This window comes from Pseudomonas sp. S35 (assembly GCF_009866765.1).
Lineage (GTDB): Bacteria > Pseudomonadota > Gammaproteobacteria > Pseudomonadales > Pseudomonadaceae > Aquipseudomonas.
This window is the reverse complement of sequence record NZ_CP019431.1, coordinates 6275888-6291789: the sequence shown is the minus strand read 5'-3', so window position 1 is coordinate 6291789 and position 15902 is coordinate 6275888. Positions and strand designations below refer to the sequence as shown.

Here is a 15902-nt window from a genome sequence, read left to right as displayed (position 1 = left end):
CAATGTGGGAGGGGGCTTGCTCCCGATGATGGAGTGTCAGTCTGCTTATTATTGGCTGACCCACCGCAATCGGGAGCAAGACCCTCCCACATTTATTTGCACCTGCCGTAAGTGATCAGCCTGCTTTCAATACCGCTTTAACCGCCGCCACCGAACGCTCGACATCTGCCTCTGTCATCGCCGTAAACATCGGCAACGACACGATCAAACGCCCAACCTTTTCCGCCACCGGGAACATGCCTTCCTTGAACCCCTGTGCCCGATAAAGGCTCAGCAGATGAATCGGCGGGTAGTGATAGCCAATGCCAACGCCATGAGCCTGCATCTGCTCCATGAAGGTCGCGCGGGCTGGCAAGCCGTCCTGACGCTCCGGCAGCACCAGTTGAAACAGGTGCCAGTTGCTGTTTTCGAAGTCGGCAGGTGGCAGTTGCGCGCCGTACTGCTCTTCAAAGTCACTGCCGAAACACTTGAAGTAATGCCGCGCCAGATGCTGGCGATGGGCGGTGATCTTCTCGATATGGGCAAACTGCCCCAGGCCGATGGCGGCAGCGATGTCGGTCATGTTGAACTTGCCGCCCAGCACATCCACATCCAGGCCGTCGAAGCCGGTACGGGTGACGCCCTGCAGACGGTATTTTTCTGCCAGGCGTGCTTCCTCGGTGTTGTTCAACACCAGGCAGCCGCCCTCGGAGGAGGTGATGTTCTTGTTGGCCTGGAAGCTGAACGATACGAAGTCCCCCGTGGCACCAATACGCTCGCCATCCCAGCTGGAGCCCAGCGCTTGCGCGGCGTCTTCGATGATCCGCAGGTTGTACTTGTTGGCCAGTGCGTAAAGCATTGGCATGTCCAGCGGCAGGCCAGCCAGATAGACCGGGATGATCGCCTTGGTACGCGGGGTGATTGCGGCTTCCACCTGCGCCAGATCGATGTTGCGGGTGGCCGGGTCGATATCGGCGAACACCGGTGTGGCGCCCACCTCCAGAATCACATTGGCGGTGGCCACCCAGGAGATTGGCGTAGTGATCACTTCATCCCCTGGCCCGATTCCGGCGATGCGCAAGGCAATCTCCATGGTGCAGGTGCCCGAGTTGAACGTGCGCACTGGCCGGCCGCCAAAGTACTCAGACAACTGCGCCTCGAACGCCTGCACTTTTGGCCCGCTGGTGATCCAGCCCGAGCGAAGCACATCGCCTACCGCCGAAATAGTGGCTTCATCGATGGTGGGTTTGGAGAACGGCAGAAAGGGCTGTTGGCTCATAGCGACGAAGGCATCCGTTTCAGGTTGGCGATGAATGAGAGGCTTATCAGTACCGGCATGGTTGCACGGTGTGACTGAATATAGCCTGTCGCCTGTGAATGAATTGTCACGTTGCGGGCAAAAAAATGCCGCTCGAGAGCGGCATTTTTCAGTACGCGAAGATCACTCGGTAACAGCGTTTTTCGCGAGGATGGCGTTCGCCAACTCCATGTCCGTGGCTTGCAGTCCAGGGTTGTCGGCGCGGACTTTCTGCATGGCGGCTTCTAGGTACGGGCCACGGATGCCGCCGTCACTGGCAACGAAGCTGCCTGCGTCGTCTTGTGCGGCAACCACCAGCTTGTGGTCCTTGAAGGTCAGGTACGTCGAGCCGGTGGTGGCGCCCGATGAAATGACGTTGCGCCAGAAACTGTCGGCCATGGCTGAACCGACAGGAAGGGAAAGCACAGCGAGGGTTGCGACAGCATATTTAAGACGCATGGTGGGTGACTCCGGTGGGGTTATCTGTAGGTTTTGATTGTAGATAGCCCAACCGAGTTCCATCACTGACTAAACAGTTTCAACCTTTAATATCACGCCGTCCTGGCCAGTCACCCGGACTTGAGCGCCTACGGGGCTGTCGGGGCCCGTCACCATCCACACGCCATCGCCGACCTTGACCTTACCTCGGCCGTCTACAATGGCTTGGTGCACCACAAAGGTGCGGCCAATAAGCTCTGAGCCGCGTTCATTCAGCCCAGGTTGATCACTGGCCTTGGCGCTGCTGCGTTGGCGTTTCCACCAATACACCGCCGTCATGATCGACAACACGGCGAACAGCAGCAGTTGCCACTCCAGCGCCAGTGGTGGCACCAGGAACTTGATCACGCCCACGGCAGCCGCTGCGATACCCATCCACAGCAGGTAGCCACCGGCGCCGAAGACCTCAAGAATCAACAGCACTGTACCCAGCGCCAGCCAATCCCAGAACGAAAGGTGCTGCAGGAAATCCCACATGGTGACGGCCTCAGCCTTTCTTGTTGTCGAACGTTGCCTTGACGATCTCGCCGATGCCGCCGACCGCACCGATCACCTGGCTGGCTTCCAGCGGCATGAGGATGACCTTGCTGTTGTTGGCCGATGCCAGCTTGCCCAGGGCGTCGATGTATTTTTGCGCGACGAAGTAGTTGATGGCCTGCACGTTACCGGTGGCGATTGCCTCGGAAACCACCTGGGTTGCACGGGCCTCAGCCTCTGCTTGACGTTCGCGGGCTTCAGACTCCAGGAATGCGGCTTGGCGTCCGCCTTCAGCTTCAAGAATCTGAGCCTGCTTCTTGCCTTCGGCCGTCAGAATTGCCGATGCCCGCAGGCCCTCGGCCTCAAGGATTTGTGCCCGTTTGATCCGCTCGGCTTTCATCTGGCCCGACATGGCCGCCATCAGGTCGGCGGGCGGGCTGATGTCCTTGATCTCGATACGGGTGATCTTGATGCCCCACGGTGCGGTGGCTTCGTCCACGGTTCGCAGCAGTTTTTCGTTGATGCCGTCACGCTGGCTGAGCATGGCATCCAGCTCCATGGAGCCGAGCACGGTACGGATATTGGTTTGCAGCAGGTTGCGGATGGCGTGTTCGAGGTTGTTGACCTCATAGGCAGCCTGGGCGGTATTGACCACCTGGAAGAAGCACACGGCGTCGATCTGCACGGTGGCGTTGTCGGCGGTGATGACTTCCTGGGGTGGAATATCCAGTACGCTTTCCATCACGTTGATCTTGCGACCGATGCGGTCCATGACCGGAATGATGATGTTCAGGCCAGGCTTGAGGGTGTTGGTGTAGCGGCCGAAGCGTTCGACCGTCCACTGGTAGCCCTGGGGTACGACCTTGAAGCCCATGAACAGGATGGCGATGGCCAAACCCACGAAAAGAAGCAGTACGGTTCCGATCTGCATAGCGATTCCCTATCTGATGGTGTCAGTCAAACGACGTTCGGCCGATTGTAACGGTGTTGTCACCGATAAGAACGGTTTCAGCCTGCGGTAATCAAACCATTTGTTACCGAATCCCCAGGCGTTACGCGCAACACCTCCGCCATCGTGGTCAGCCCCGCGTGTACCTTCCCCATGCCAGCCATGCGCAAACTGTGCATGCCTTGCGCAACTGCCGCCTGGCGCAGGGATTGCGCGTCGGTGCCTGGGGTGATCAGCGCCTTGAGCGTTTCGTTCAATACCATGATCTCGTATACCCCGGCTCGCCCTCGGTACCCGCTATTGCGGCACTCCCCACAGCCTGGCGCCTCATAGGCATCACCGACCTGCTGTTTGCAGTGAGGGCATATCAGCCGTACCAATCGCTGCGCCATCACTCCTATTAATGTGGCTTTGATCAAATAATGAGCAATGCCGAGTTCCTGCAAGCGGCTGATGGCGCTGGGTGCGTCGTTGGTGTGCAGTGTCGACAGTACCAAGTGCCCGGTCAGTGCGGCCTGGATCGCCATTTCTGCGGTTTCCTGGTCGCGGATCTCGCCGATCATGATGATGTCCGGGTCTTGGCGTAGCAGGGCGCGGATGCCGCTGGCGAAGGTCAGGTCAATGTTGTGCTGCACCTGCATCTGGTTGAACGTGGGTTCGACCATCTCGATCGGATCTTCCACGGTGCACAGGTTGACCTCGCGGGTCGCCAGTTGCTTGAGCGTGGTGTAGAGCGTGCTGGTCTTGCCGGAGCCGGTAGGGCCGGTGACGAGGATGATGCCGTTGGCCTGGCGGGTCATGGACTGCCAGCGTTGCTGGTCCTCGCTGGACAACCCCAGTTGGTCAAAGTCCTTGAGCAGCACGTGGGGGTCGAAAATCCGCATCACCAGCTTTTCGCCAAAGGCGGTGGGCAAGGTCGACAGGCGCAGCTCAACTTGCGCACCCGCCGGGCTTTTGGTCTTGACCCGGCCGTCCTGGGGTTGGCGCTTTTGCGCGACGTTCATGCGGCCCAGGCTTTTCAGGCGGCTGACCACCGCCATCGTCACCTGGGGTGGAAATTGGTAGACGTCGTGCAGCAGCCCATCAATGCGAAAACGCACCCGGCCCTGCTCACTGCCTGGCTCGATATGAATATCACTGGCCCTTTGGGCGAAGGCGTACTGCAACAGCCAGTCGACGATATTGACGATATGCGCGTCATTGGCGTCCGGCTCCTGTTCGCTGGCGCCCAGGTTGAGCATCTCGAAATGACCAGGCACCGCGACTTTTTGATCTGCGCCGCTGACGGACTTCGCCAGCCGGTAAAACTCGCTGATACACCGCTGAATGTCCTGGGGGTTGGCCACCACGCGCTTGATCGACCGCTTGAGTACTTGCGCCAGCCCGGGCTCCCAACTGCTGACGTAAGGCTGCGCACTGGCGACGGTGACGGTGTGCGCATCCACAGCCACCGCCAGAATGGCGTGGCGTTGGGCGAACGCGTGGGACATCAGGGGCACCACCGTTGCGACATCGATCTTCAGCGGGTCGATACGCAGGTAAGGTTGCCCGACATGCTGGGCCAGCCATTGGGTCAGGGTTTCCAGGGAAGGCCCGTGGGCGGCGATGCACTCCAAAGGGTGTTGGCTGTCGCTGGCCGGCATTGCCGATAAGCGCTGCGCGGTGTCGGGAGGGATCAAGCCGCCCGCCACCAAGGCCGGCAGCAACGCATGCAGTTCCAATCGCTGATCAACAGACATGTAGGGTTTCCTGGGTAGGCTTGGACGAAATTTCAGGCTAGCCAGCCCCGAAATTTCCTCCTCCCAGCGTGTGTTGCAGGTCTTTACTGTGCGGCCGCAACCATTGCTGCAGGCCCCACGGAATCAGCCGGCCACACGTCCAACGTGCACACGCTGATCAGGTTTCGAATCTTTTCTCCGATGACCTGGGCCCGATGCCAGCTCAGGCCGTCGATCACGATATCGATGTTCAGCAGGTCGCCTCCCCGGTTCACGCTGACTTGTCGAGGGGTGAGAAATTGCAGCGCGAAATAGTTGAATACCCGGCACAACACATCGGGCTCCGCCTCGGCGACGATCTGGTAATGCGCCTCGCAATGGGCGCTGGTGACAGCCCACGCGTCGACGCGGGCAGCAGGGTATGTGGTTTCGACGGCGTGCATGCTGACTCTCCAGATTCGATTGGAGGAATTTTTACATTCGCCAACGGAGATTTCTTATCTAAGATGGGCCGAGTTTGCGGAAAATCGAATAGATCAATTCAATACTAAGACAGTAAAAGGTATTTTTATGCAAAGCGATTTGGACGTCTACGACCGTCGAATCCTGGCCCTGTTGCAAGAGGACGCTTCGCTCTCCAGCGCACAGATCGCCGAACAGGTGGGATTGTCCCAATCGCCATGCTGGCGGCGCATTCAGCGGCTCAAGGAGGAGGGCGTTATCCGCGGCCAGGTGACGCTGTTGGATCGCAAGAAGATCGGCCTCAACACGCAGATTTTTGCCGAGGTCAAACTCAACGCCCACGGCCGATCCAACTTCACTGAGTTCACCGACGCGATTCGCGGCTTTCCAGAAGTATTGGAGTGTTATGTGCTGATGGGGGCGGTGGATTTTCTGCTGCGCATCGTGACGTCGGACATCGAGGCGTACGAGCGGTTTTTCTTTGAGAAGTTGTCGATGGTGCCGGGGATTCAGGAGGTCAATTCGATTGTGGCGTTGTCGGAGATCAAGTCCACCACCAGCCTGCCAGTATTGCGCTGACAGGTAAGGCCTCATCGCGGGCAAGCCCGGCTCCCACAGCAGAATGCATTCCAATGTGGGAGCGGGCTTGCCCGCGATAGCGATCTTACAGACGCAGCAAGGTCTTCCAGGCACGGTTCTGATACACCGCGATCGCCTGGTGCATCCGCGCATCCAGCGACTCATCGGTGATCGGCTGGTTGGCCAGTTGTACCAGCTTGTTCAACTCGCCGTACAAACGGTCCAGCTCTGGAATATCCACCACTTGACGCGCATGGTGCAGCCAGGCCTGGATGCGTTCGATACGCGGCAGTTGCTCGGCCAGGTCTTCCGGCTGTTGCTGGTAGCGCGGCAGTTGCAGGGCGACGGCGTCGTCGGCCAGCAGGCGCGGCAGCCAGTTGGTGATTTGCGCAGCGCCCTGGCGGTTGCCACGCACGTTGCGGTCAGCGGTCCAGGTGCGGGCCAGCAGCCAGCGCGACAGGTTGAGCGAGAACAAGCCCCAGCGCACGTCGTCCAATTCCTCGACGAACTGTTCCGGCGCGGCTTTGCGGATGTCTTCATCGTCATCACCGGCCTGGACCAGCGGGCGCCAGTCCTCCAGCAAGGCATCGAGTACGCTGCGCAATTCGCTGGTGGATTGACGCGGTGCGGCCTGGCCGAGACTGCCGATCAGGGCGCGCAATTCGCCGAGGTTGTCGACCCAGTCCTGTAGCAGGCGCCAGTGGCCATTGAAACGGTATTGCTCGGCCAGACGCTGGCTGCTGCCCAGCAGGTGCCACATGATTGCGGCGAAGGCATCGTCCAATGGCATTTCAGCGTGGATCTGCGGCGCTGGCAGGCTCAGGGAGTAGCTGCTCGCGTCATACAGGCGGTAGCCGCGCTCGGCCTTGCTGATATCGCACGGCATCAGGGCCAGGGTGGCGGCCAGTTCGGCGGCCAGTTCCAGCAGGGCAGCCGGCTCGCCTTCGCGCAGTTCCAGTTCCAGCTCGCAGATTTCTTCTTTCTGCTTGCCGACCACTACGTGGCCCAGGTCGAGGGCGGCTTCGATCACGACTTTGGCCTTGCCACGGCCCCAGGCGATTTCGGCGCGTTCACGCACGAAGTCGGTGGTGAAGATCGGCTTGAGGGTTTTCTTGTCCAGCTCGGCCAGTTGCTCGGGCCAGCATTCGCCGTCGAGTTTCTTCACGTCGAGCTTGGCTTTGGGCAGGTCCCAGTTGTACTCGTTACGCTGCGACAAGCCGGCGACGCTCTGGCCACGGGTCTTGAGGGTCTGGATGATGGCGTCACCGTCCTTGCGCAGGCGCAGGGCGACTTTGGCCTGGGCCAGGTCGCGCTCGGGGGTGTCGAAATACTGGTTCATCAACTCAAGGCGTTCCCAGCCACTTTTGTTGCGTTTTTTCAGTAACGGGTGCTCACGCAGCGCGGCGAGTGTTTCGCGGCTGACGCGGAGCTTGATTTCGGTTTCTTTCTGCATGGCCGGAAAATCCAGGATCGGGAGCGCAGCCGGGGAAAAGTGTGGCTGCCAAGGGCGTGCAGTGTACAGGACTGAGCCCGGCAACGTGCCGCAACGGTTTATTGTGTCGTGCAGATGGCTCTATAGTGGGGCTCATCCGGGAAGTTGAGAGACCGCGCATGCCGTTACCGTCCATGAAAGAGCAGTTCGCCGCCTTGATTGCCGCGCCGTCGGTCAGTTGCACCCAAGCGTCTCTCGACCAGACCAACCGCCCGGTGATCGATCTACTCGCCAGTTGGCTGGGGGACCTGGGCTTCGCCATCGACATCCAGCAGGTCAGCCCCGGCAAGTTCAACCTGCTCGCCAGTTTCGGCAGTGGCCCTGGTGGCCTGGTGCTGGCCGGCCATAGCGACACAGTCCCTTATGACGCTGCCCTGTGGAAAACCGACCCGCTCAAGCTGACGGAAGTCGACGGCCGTTGGGTAGGATTGGGCAGTTGCGACATGAAGGGCTTTTTCGCCCTGGCCATCGAAGCGGTATTGCCGCTGCTGGACCAACCGTTCAAGCAACCGTTGCTGATCCTCGCCACCTGCGATGAAGAAAGCTCCATGTCAGGCGCCCGCGCGCTGGCCGACGCCGGGCGCCCGCTGGGCCGCGCAGCGGTGATCGGCGAGCCCACGGGGCTTAAGCCGATCCGCTTGCATAAAGGTGTGATGATGGAACGCATCGACATCCTAGGGCGCAGCGGCCACTCATCGGACCCCAGCCTGGGCCACAGCGCCCTTGAAGCCATGCACGACGCCATTGGCGAACTGCGTGGCCTACGTCTGCTCTGGCAGCGCGAATACCGCAACCCGCAATTCAGCGTGCCACAGCCGACCATGAACTTCGGCTGCATCCATGGCGGCGACAACCCCAACCGTATCTGCGGCCAGTGCTCCCTGGAGTTCGACCTGCGGCCTTTGCCGGGCATGGATCCTGAGGTGTTGCGTGCGGCCATCCGCCAGAAGCTCGAACCCCTTGCCGAGCGCCATCAGGTCAAGATCGACTACGCGCCGCTGTTCCCCGAAGTACCGCCGTTCGAGCAACCAGAAGACGCTGAACTGGTGCGCGTTGCGCAACGATTGACCGGTCATCGTGCCGAAGCAGTAGCGTTCGGCACCGAAGCGCCTTATCTTCAGCGCCTTGGTTGTGAAACCCTGGTGCTTGGCCCTGGCGATATCGCCTGTGCGCACCAGCCGGGCGAGTACCTCGAAATGTCACGCTTGACGCCTACAGTGCGTCTATTGCGGGAACTGATTGAACATTACTGCCTGAAACCTGCATAAATTAACCCCTGCCTGTTCGTACATAGAAGGAGAGCGAGCGTGTCGCCAAGCCTGTTCCGACGATAACCATCAGCCCGCTGTGCGTTTTCACGATCCGTCCTTTTTTGGCTGCTTTTTATTACAGGCCCAGGTGTTATGCCCGAATACGTCAATTGGCTTCGTCACGCTTCGCCCTACATCAACGCCCACCGCGACTGCACCTTTGTCGTCATGCTGCCCGGCGACGGCGTGGATCATCCCAACTTCGGCAATATCGTCCACGACCTGGTGCTGCTCCACAGCCTGGGCGTGCGGCTGGTGCTGGTTCATGGCTCGCGCCCGCAGATCGAAGCGCGCCTTGAAGCGCGTGGCCTGATCCCGGCTTATCACGAAGGCATGCGCATCACCGACGCGCCCACGCTGGAGTGCGTGATCGACGCGGTCGGCCACCTGCGTATTGCTATCGAAGCGCGCTTGTCGATGGACATGGCCTCGTCCCCGATGCAGGGCTCGCGCCTGCGGGTGGCCAGCGGCAACCTCGTGACCGCGCGCCCGATCGGCGTGCTCGAAGGTGTGGATTACCACCACACTGGCGAAGTGCGTCGGGTCGATCGCAAGGGCATCAATCGCCTGCTGGATGAACGTTCCATCGTGCTGCTGTCGCCACTGGGTTACTCGCCGACCGGTGAGATCTTCAACCTGGCCTGCGAAGACGTCGCCACCCGCGCCGCCATCGACCTGGGGGCCGACAAGCTGCTGCTGTTCGGCGCCGACCTCGGCCTGATCGACGAAAACGGCCGCCTGGTGCGCGAACTGCGTCCGCAACAGGTACCGGCCCACCTGCAACGCCTGGGCAGCAGCAACTACCAGGCCGAGCTGCTCGATGCGGCCGCCGAGGCTTGCCGGGGCGGCGTAGGGCGCAGCCATATCGTCAGCTACGCCGAAGATGGCGCGCTGCTCACCGAGCTGTTTACCCGCGATGGCGGTGGCACCTTGGTGGCCCAGGAGCAATTCGAACTGGTGCGCGAGGCGGCGATTGAAGACGTCGGCGGCTTGCTCGACCTGATCAGCCCGCTGGAAGAGCAGGGCATCCTGGTGCGCCGTTCGCGGGAAGTGCTGGAGCGTGAGATCGAGCAGTTCAGCGTGGTCGAGCGCGAAGGCATGATCATCGCCTGTGCGGCGCTGTATCAGATTGCCGATTCGGATGCGGGCGAACTGGCCTGCCTGGCGGTGAACCCCGAGTACCGCCACGGCGGGCGGGGTGATGAGTTGCTCGAACGCATTGAAACCCGTGCCCGTGCCCAAGGCTTGAAAACCTTGTTCGTCCTCACCACCCGTACCGCCCACTGGTTCCGTGAACGTGGTTTTGTGCCGAGCACTGTCGACCGGCTGCCGTCGGCGCGGGCGTCGCTGTACAACTATCAGCGTAATTCGAAGATTTTCGAAAAGGCGCTGTAAACCCTATCTGCAGGTCGATGCAAATCCAAATGTGGGAGGGGGCAAGCCCCCTCCCACATTTTTGATCGCATTTATTCCTTGGCGAATTTGTCGGTCACGAAAGCCGAATAGTCCGGCAGCACCGTCTCAACCTTCCCCTGTTCCTTCAAAAACTTCGCCGTCTCCCCAATCGCCTTTGCCGTGCCGCCTTTAAGCAGTGCATCGGTTTGCTGCGCCTGGGCATCCGGGAACGTAGTGCCGGCCAACAACTCAGGAATGTCGGCCGCATTTGAACCTGTCAATTTGGCGATTTTTTGCACCGGTTCTGAATCCACCGTCCAGCTGTCTTTGTGGGCCGCATAGTCGGCGAATGAGTCCAGGGTGACCTTGGCAAACTTGGCCACGACCTCAGGGTGTTTCTCTGCAAAATCCTTGCGCGCCACCCACACTTCAAACGTCGGCGCGCCCCACCGGCCCACTTGGGCCGCGTCGGTCAGGTTTTTTCCGGTCTTGCGGATCTCTCCGAGCGCGGGCGACCACACAAAAGCACCGTCGATATCGCCACGTTTCCACGCAGCAGCAATTTCCGCCGGTTGCAGGTTCACCACCTTGACTTGCTTGGTGTCCAGGCCCCAGTGCTTCAAAGCGCCGAGCAGGCTGTAATGAGAGGTCGAGACAAAGGGCGTGGCGATGGTTTTGCCGATCAGGTCTTCGGGTTTGTCGATACCGCTGCCGTTGCGCACCACCAAGGCTTCAGAACTGTTGATCTGCGCCGATACGATGAACGCAACGATGGGTAGATTGCGCGAGGCAGCAGCTGCCAGGGGGCTGGAACCGAGGTTGCCGATTTGCACATCGCCGGACGCGATGGCGGTTACGACTTGCGGCCCACTGTTGAAGCGGCGCCAGGCAATCTTCTCGCCAATGGCCTTTTCATAGGCACCATCGGCCTGGGGGACTTTGCTGGGATCGATGCCAGTTTGGTAGCCGATGGTCAAATCGGCGGCTTGGACACTAAAAGAAACTATTAGTGACACAAAAACTGTAACAAATTGACGGGAGGATATGCGTTTGGCCATGATGGCGTCGCCTTTTTGATCGTGGGTGACGTATGCAGCAGAGCGGCCACACTAATCGATCTAAAAAAGCGCTAACAAATACCCTTTAGGAATTAGCTTATGGAGCGGTTGGTCTACCCTGACCTGCCTGTCTCATGCCAAGGCTTATTCCTAGATCGTATGAAAAAGAATGAAATAATTCTTTTTGGGTGTATGAAAAACTCATTACCCTGCAGGGACCAAATCAACTGCGATTAGACGAAGGTAGTAGACACACAAGGTTACGATTGACTTGTCAGTCACTATCCGGTGGTAATCGCGCATCTGTGGATCGAGGGCGTCAGACCCGAGACCAAAGAAATACAAAAATTAGAAATGAGAGGAGCGGTACATGAAGAAGTCCACCTTGGCTTTGGCTGTAGCTTTGGGCGCGATCGCCCAGCAAGCAGGCGCTGCCGGTTTTATCGAAGACAGCAAGGCCACACTGGGTCTGCGTAACTTCTACATCAACACTGATAACCGTGATGGCGCTACCAAAGCGGCCGGCGCGCAGAACAAGTCGGAAGAGTGGGGCCAAGCTTTCGACCTGCGCTTCATCTCCGGTTACACCCAAGGCACCGTAGGCTTTGGTCTTGACGCTATCGGCCTGCTGGGCGTGCGTCTGGATTCGGGCGGCGGCACCAACGGTGCCACTAAACCTTCGACCGGCAACGCTGGTTCTTACGGCGGCACGGTTTTCCCGAGCAAGTCCAACGGCGAAGCTGTTGATAACTACTCCAGCCTGGGCCTGACTGCCAAAGCCAAGATCTCCCAGACCGAATTGAAGCTGGGCACGCTGCAGCCAAAGCTGCCGGTTCTGGTGACCAACGATGGTCGTCTGCTGCCGCAAACCTTCCAGGGTGGCCAGATTACTACCAACGATATCAAGGACTTCACGCTGGTAGCGGGTCAGATCGAAAAGGCCAAGGGTCGTAACTCCAGCAACGTTGAAAACCTGTCTATCGCAGGTGCCAACGGTCGTACGGCCTCTGGTCGCGACAGCAACAAGTTCTATTACGCCGGTGGTGACTACAAAATCACCAAAGACCTGACTGCCCAGTACTACTACGGCAACCTGGATCAGTTCTACAAGCAACACTTCCTGGGCCTGCTGCACAACTGGGCCATCGGTCCTGGCGTGTTGAAAACCGACTTGCGCTACTTCAATAGCCGCTCTGACGGTAACAACAGCAACGACGCCACCTACTACACCAGCGGTGACTACGGTACTAACGCCGCCGGTAACAACATCACCAAGGGTAAAGTTGACAACAACCTGTACAGCGGCTTGTTTCTGTACACCGTTGAAGGTCACACCTTCGGTGGCGGTTACCAGGCCAGCAACGGCAACAGTGACTTCCCGTTCCTGAACCAGGGCGACGGTGCGTCGGCCTATCTGACCACTGACATGCAGATCGCCAAGTTCGCTCGCGCTGGCGAACGCACCTGGCAAGCTCGCTACGCTTATGACTTCGCCAAGGTTGGCGTGCCTGGCCTGACCGCCGGTGTGGTTTACCTGCGTGGCGATAACATCGACACTGCCGGCAAGGTCGGCTCTACAACGCCGCAACCTACTGTGAACTCCAACGGCGCGAGCGAGTGGGAACGTGACATCACTGTTGCCTACGTCGTGCCACAAGGTCCGCTGAAGAACGTTGGCGTAGCCTGGAAAAACGCCATGTGGCGCAACGACATTGCCGGCCAGCGCAATCAGGACGAAAACCGTCTGATCGTCAGCTACTCGCTGCCACTGTTCTAGTAGCGTGAAGCTGTTGTAAGGCTGTAAAAACCTTGCCCGGCGCAACGCCGGGCAAGGTGTCTTGCTTTCAAGTCGGGCTAAACCCCCGCAAGCCCTTCCTGAACCCCTCTTTGTACAGCGTCTCAAGGCCTTCTCGAACCTTGGAAACGATGGTGCGCCTCGTCCCTGCGCACGTCCAATGAACCCTTTTTTAATATTCCTTTATCGTCTAGATAAATCGATATTTATTCTTTTTAAATTATCCACAATCCATGCACAGTGGGCTCCATAAGCACTCACCAGGAGCCACACCATGAGCCTAAGACTGGGCGATATCGCCCCCGACTTCGAACAGGATTCCAGCGCCGGCAAGATTCGTTTCCACGAATGGTTGGGCGATAGCTGGGGTGTGTTGTTTTCCCACCCGGCGGACTTCACCCCGGTGTGCACCACCGAGCTGGGCTTTACCGCCAAGCTCAAGGACGAATTCGCCCAGCGCGGCGTCAAGGCCATTGCCCTGTCGGTCGACCCGGTGGACTCGCACCACAAGTGGATCGAAGACATCAACGAAACCCAGAACACCCTCGTCAACTTCCCGATCCTGGCCGACGCCGACCGCAAGGTCTCGGACCTCTACGACCTGATCCACCCCAACGCCAGTGACACCCTCACCGTGCGCTCGCTGTTCGTGATCGACCCGAACAAAAAGATTCGCCTGACCATCACCTACCCGGCCAGCACCGGGCGCAACTTCCACGAAATCCTGCGGGTCATCGACTCGCTGCAACTGACCGACAACCACAAGGTCGCCACCCCCGCCAACTGGCAGGACGGTGACGAAGTGGTGATCGTGCCCTCGCTCAAGGATGAGGAAGAGATCAAGAAGCGCTTTCCGAAGGGTTATCGGGCGGTGAAGCCGTACCTGCGGCTCACTCCACAACCCAATCGTTGAAGCGGATATAGCCATCGGGGGCAAGCCCCCTCCCACAGTTGACCGCCTTCTCCTGTGGGAGGGGGCTTGCCCCCGATGGTGTCGGTCAATGCAACACCTTTGAAAGTGAATCACAGCAGGGGTTTTCAGGCCGTTTCGACGGCCTTTTTTTTCGCCTGGCGGTTTTTAAGCTGTATATGCATTTAAAGAATAAACAAATGAAAAAATAAGATTTATAGATATATAAATCTGCTGATAAGGTCTGTCACATATTGGCGCCATCGCCACACAGCGAACCGCCGGCACTAGCTCAAGGAATTCCTGCATGTTGGTCGTAACACTTGGAGGCAGTCCCAGCCAGCGTTCCCGCTCCGGGGTCTTGCTGGAAAAAACCCGTCAATGGTTGCAAGACAAAGGCGTTGAAGTGGTGAGTTATCAGGTAAGGGACTTCCCGGCCGAAGACTTGCTGCATGCGCGCTTTGACAGCCCCAAGGTCATCGACCTGCTGCAACAGGTGGCTAACGCCGATGGTTTGGTGATCGCCACCCCGGTGTACAAGGCCTCGTTCTCCGGCGCGCTGAAAACCGTGCTCGACCTGCTGCCCGAACGCGCCCTGGCCCACAAGATCGTGTTGCCAATGGCCACTGGCGGCAGCATCGCGCACATGCTGGCGGTGGACTACGCCCTTAAGCCGGTGCTGTCGGCGTTGAAAGCCCAGGAATTGCTCCACGGCATTTTTGCCGAAGACAGCCAGATCGCCTACGCCGAAGGCAGCGCCCAGGCGCAACTGGTGCCTGTGCTCGAACACCGTTTGCACGAGGCCCTGGAGACGCTCTACAGCGCCATGGCCCGCCGCCCGAAACCGTTGGACCCCCATGTGTTGAATGACCGTTTGTTGACTGCTCGCTGGAGCATCTGAGCCTTACCCTTTAAGAAACACTCACCTTACTCAGCCGCCAACGGCCAAGCAGGTGCAGCCAAAACCCTAATCGCATATTTGGAGAGAGCGCCATGCGCACTGTCATCTTGCGTCGTGGTCTGGTCGCACTGTTTGCTGCGGCTGTGTCCTTCGGCGCCATCGTTCAAGCTCAAGCCGCCGAGACGCTTCGGATCGGTTATCAGAAATACGGCACGCTGGTGCTGCTCAAGGCCAAGGGCACCCTGGAAAAACGCCTGGCCGCCCAAGGCGTGCAGGTGCAATGGACTGAGTTTCCCGGCGGCCCGCAATTGCTTGAAGGCCTGAACGTCGGTTCCATCGACTTCGGCGTTACCGGCGAAACCCCGCCAGTGTTCGCCCAGGCTGCCGGTGCCGACCTGCTCTACGTGGCCTACGAGCCGCCAGCGCCGACCAGTGAAGCGATCCTGGTGCCGAAAGACTCGACGATCAAATCGGTGGCCGAGCTCAAGGGCAAGAAAATCGTGCTCAACAAAGGCTCCAACGTGCACTACCTGCTGGTGCGTGCACTGGAAGATGCCGGCCTCAAATACACCGACGTGCAGACCGTGTTCCTGCCGCCCGCCGATGCCCGCGCCGCGTTCGAACGTGGCAGCGTAGATGCCTGGGTGATCTGGGACCCGTACCAGGCTGCCGCCGAGAAACAACTGCAAGCGCGCACCCTGCGTGACGGCACCGGCATCGCCGACAACCACCAGTTCTACCTGGCGACCAAGCCCTACGCCGAGCAGCACCCTGAAGTGGTCAAGGCGCTGATTGAAGAAGTGCGCGCCGTGGGGGAATGGTCCAAGGCCAACCCCCAGGAAGTGACTGAACAAGTCGCGCCACTGCTCGGCCTGCCGGCAGATATCACCCTGACCTCGGTGAAACGCCAAGGCTACGGCGCATTGTTCCTGACCCCGGAAGTGGTCGCCGCCCAGCAAAAGATCGCCGACAGCTTCTACCAACTCAAATTGATCCCCAAGCCCTTGAACATCAAGGACGTGATCTGGACGCCGCCCGCCGCAGTGGCCAAAGCACCGTAATCCGACTTCTTCAGGAGACAA

15 protein-coding genes are annotated in these 15902 nt (G+C 59.3%); 7 read left to right on the top strand and 8 right to left on the bottom strand.

Annotated elements, in window-relative coordinates:
- Nucleotides 1–115: 115 nt before the first annotated feature.
- The 6 genes from PspS35_RS28525 to PspS35_RS28500 all read right to left on the bottom strand — a co-directional run bounded on the left by PspS35_RS28525 (nt 116) and on the right by PspS35_RS28500 (nt 5361).
- Entirely contained in the window at nt 116–1258 is a 1143-nt protein-coding gene (locus tag PspS35_RS28525; RefSeq protein ID WP_159937728.1) for a DegT/DnrJ/EryC1/StrS aminotransferase family protein, read from the bottom strand.
- A 162-nt stretch (nt 1259–1420) separates the two neighbouring features.
- Nucleotides 1421–1735, bottom strand: coding sequence for a DUF2388 domain-containing protein (locus PspS35_RS28520; protein WP_003176799.1), 315 nt, complete (start codon nt 1733–1735; stop codon nt 1421–1423).
- 69 nt (nt 1736–1804) lie between these two features.
- The gene (locus PspS35_RS28515; protein ID WP_159937727.1) at nt 1805–2251 is read right to left on the bottom strand and encodes an NfeD family protein; all 447 of its coding nucleotides are present in this window, start codon (nt 2249–2251) and stop codon (nt 1805–1807) included.
- A gap of 10 nt (nt 2252–2261) precedes the next feature.
- Nucleotides 2262–3182 carry an SPFH domain-containing protein gene (locus tag PspS35_RS28510; protein ID WP_046381704.1) on the bottom strand — a complete coding sequence of 307 codons (921 nt, stop codon included), beginning with the start codon at nt 3180–3182 and terminating at the stop codon, nt 2262–2264.
- Between the two features lie 77 nt (nt 3183–3259).
- Entirely contained in the window at nt 3260–4939 is a 1680-nt protein-coding gene (locus PspS35_RS28505; RefSeq protein WP_159937726.1) for a GspE/PulE family protein, read from the bottom strand.
- 83 nt (nt 4940–5022) lie between these two features.
- Nucleotides 5023–5361, bottom strand: coding sequence for a hypothetical protein (locus PspS35_RS28500; RefSeq protein WP_159937725.1), 339 nt, complete (start codon nt 5359–5361; stop codon nt 5023–5025).
- Between the two features lie 127 nt (nt 5362–5488).
- Between PspS35_RS28500 and PspS35_RS28495 the strand changes: the two genes are divergently transcribed.
- Nucleotides 5489–5959: an Lrp/AsnC family transcriptional regulator gene (locus PspS35_RS28495; RefSeq protein WP_159937724.1), complete on the top strand. Its 471-nt coding sequence runs from the start codon at nt 5489–5491 to the stop codon at nt 5957–5959.
- A gap of 85 nt (nt 5960–6044) precedes the next feature.
- Here PspS35_RS28495 and PspS35_RS28490 read toward each other — a convergent pair whose 3' ends face one another.
- Complete coding sequence (locus PspS35_RS28490) at nt 6045–7412, bottom strand: CYTH domain-containing protein (protein WP_159937723.1); 1368 nt, start codon at nt 7410–7412, stop codon at nt 6045–6047.
- 158 nt (nt 7413–7570) lie between these two features.
- Between PspS35_RS28490 and argE the strand changes: the two genes are divergently transcribed.
- Both argE and argA read left to right on the top strand, forming a co-directional pair.
- Nucleotides 7571–8719, top strand: coding sequence for an acetylornithine deacetylase (gene argE / locus PspS35_RS28485; RefSeq protein WP_159937722.1), 1149 nt, complete (start codon nt 7571–7573; stop codon nt 8717–8719).
- Between the two features lie 135 nt (nt 8720–8854).
- Complete coding sequence (gene argA, locus PspS35_RS28480; RefSeq protein ID WP_032884260.1) at nt 8855–10156, top strand: amino-acid N-acetyltransferase; 1302 nt, start codon at nt 8855–8857, stop codon at nt 10154–10156.
- 71 nt (nt 10157–10227) lie between these two features.
- Here argA and tauA read toward each other — a convergent pair whose 3' ends face one another.
- Entirely contained in the window at nt 10228–11214 is a 987-nt protein-coding gene (gene tauA / locus PspS35_RS28475) for a taurine ABC transporter substrate-binding protein (protein ID WP_159937721.1), read from the bottom strand.
- 370 nt (nt 11215–11584) lie between these two features.
- Here tauA and PspS35_RS28470 point away from each other — a divergent pair, with 370 nt between their 5' ends.
- The 4 genes from PspS35_RS28470 to PspS35_RS28455 all read left to right on the top strand — a co-directional run bounded on the left by PspS35_RS28470 (nt 11585) and on the right by PspS35_RS28455 (nt 15881).
- Nucleotides 11585–12991, top strand: a complete 1407-nt coding sequence (locus tag PspS35_RS28470) for an OprD family porin (RefSeq protein WP_159937720.1) — start codon at nt 11585–11587, stop codon at nt 12989–12991.
- Nucleotides 12992–13283: 292 nt separating this feature from the next.
- Nucleotides 13284–13922: a peroxiredoxin gene (locus tag PspS35_RS28465; protein ID WP_133075505.1), complete on the top strand. Its 639-nt coding sequence runs from the start codon at nt 13284–13286 to the stop codon at nt 13920–13922.
- Between the two features lie 304 nt (nt 13923–14226).
- Complete coding sequence (ssuE, locus tag PspS35_RS28460) at nt 14227–14820, top strand: NADPH-dependent FMN reductase (RefSeq protein ID WP_032884253.1); 594 nt, start codon at nt 14227–14229, stop codon at nt 14818–14820.
- A gap of 92 nt (nt 14821–14912) precedes the next feature.
- A complete protein-coding gene (locus PspS35_RS28455) occupies nt 14913–15881 on the top strand; it encodes a sulfonate ABC transporter substrate-binding protein (protein ID WP_159937719.1) in 969 nt (322 codons plus the stop codon).
- The last annotated feature ends 21 nt before the right edge of the window (nt 15882–15902 follow it).

What these genes read in the sequence shown, in the direction of transcription:
- argA (WP_032884260.1), top strand. Translation starts at nt 8,855, where the DNA reads ATGCCCGAATACGTCAATTGGCTTCGTCACGCTTCGCCCTACATCAAC.
- PspS35_RS28515 (WP_159937727.1), bottom strand. Translation starts at nt 2,251, where the DNA reads ATGTGGGATTTCCTGCAGCACCTTTCGTTCTGGGATTGGCTGGCGCTG.
- PspS35_RS28490 (WP_159937723.1), bottom strand. Translation starts at nt 7,412, where the DNA reads ATGCAGAAAGAAACCGAAATCAAGCTCCGCGTCAGCCGCGAAACACTC.
- PspS35_RS28455 (WP_159937719.1), top strand. Translation starts at nt 14,913, where the DNA reads ATGCGCACTGTCATCTTGCGTCGTGGTCTGGTCGCACTGTTTGCTGCG.
- PspS35_RS28500 (WP_159937725.1), bottom strand. Translation starts at nt 5,361, where the DNA reads ATGCACGCCGTCGAAACCACATACCCTGCTGCCCGCGTCGACGCGTGG.
- PspS35_RS28470 (WP_159937720.1), top strand. Translation starts at nt 11,585, where the DNA reads ATGAAGAAGTCCACCTTGGCTTTGGCTGTAGCTTTGGGCGCGATCGCC.
- PspS35_RS28510 (WP_046381704.1), bottom strand. Translation starts at nt 3,182, where the DNA reads ATGCAGATCGGAACCGTACTGCTTCTTTTCGTGGGTTTGGCCATCGCC.
- tauA (WP_159937721.1), bottom strand. Translation starts at nt 11,214, where the DNA reads ATGGCCAAACGCATATCCTCCCGTCAATTTGTTACAGTTTTTGTGTCA.
- PspS35_RS28465 (WP_133075505.1), top strand. Translation starts at nt 13,284, where the DNA reads ATGAGCCTAAGACTGGGCGATATCGCCCCCGACTTCGAACAGGATTCC.
- ssuE (WP_032884253.1), top strand. Translation starts at nt 14,227, where the DNA reads ATGTTGGTCGTAACACTTGGAGGCAGTCCCAGCCAGCGTTCCCGCTCC.
- PspS35_RS28520 (WP_003176799.1), bottom strand. Translation starts at nt 1,735, where the DNA reads ATGCGTCTTAAATATGCTGTCGCAACCCTCGCTGTGCTTTCCCTTCCT.
- PspS35_RS28495 (WP_159937724.1), top strand. Translation starts at nt 5,489, where the DNA reads ATGCAAAGCGATTTGGACGTCTACGACCGTCGAATCCTGGCCCTGTTG.
- argE (WP_159937722.1), top strand. Translation starts at nt 7,571, where the DNA reads ATGCCGTTACCGTCCATGAAAGAGCAGTTCGCCGCCTTGATTGCCGCG.
- PspS35_RS28505 (WP_159937726.1), bottom strand. Translation starts at nt 4,939, where the DNA reads ATGTCTGTTGATCAGCGATTGGAACTGCATGCGTTGCTGCCGGCCTTG.
- PspS35_RS28525 (WP_159937728.1), bottom strand. Translation starts at nt 1,258, where the DNA reads ATGAGCCAACAGCCCTTTCTGCCGTTCTCCAAACCCACCATCGATGAA.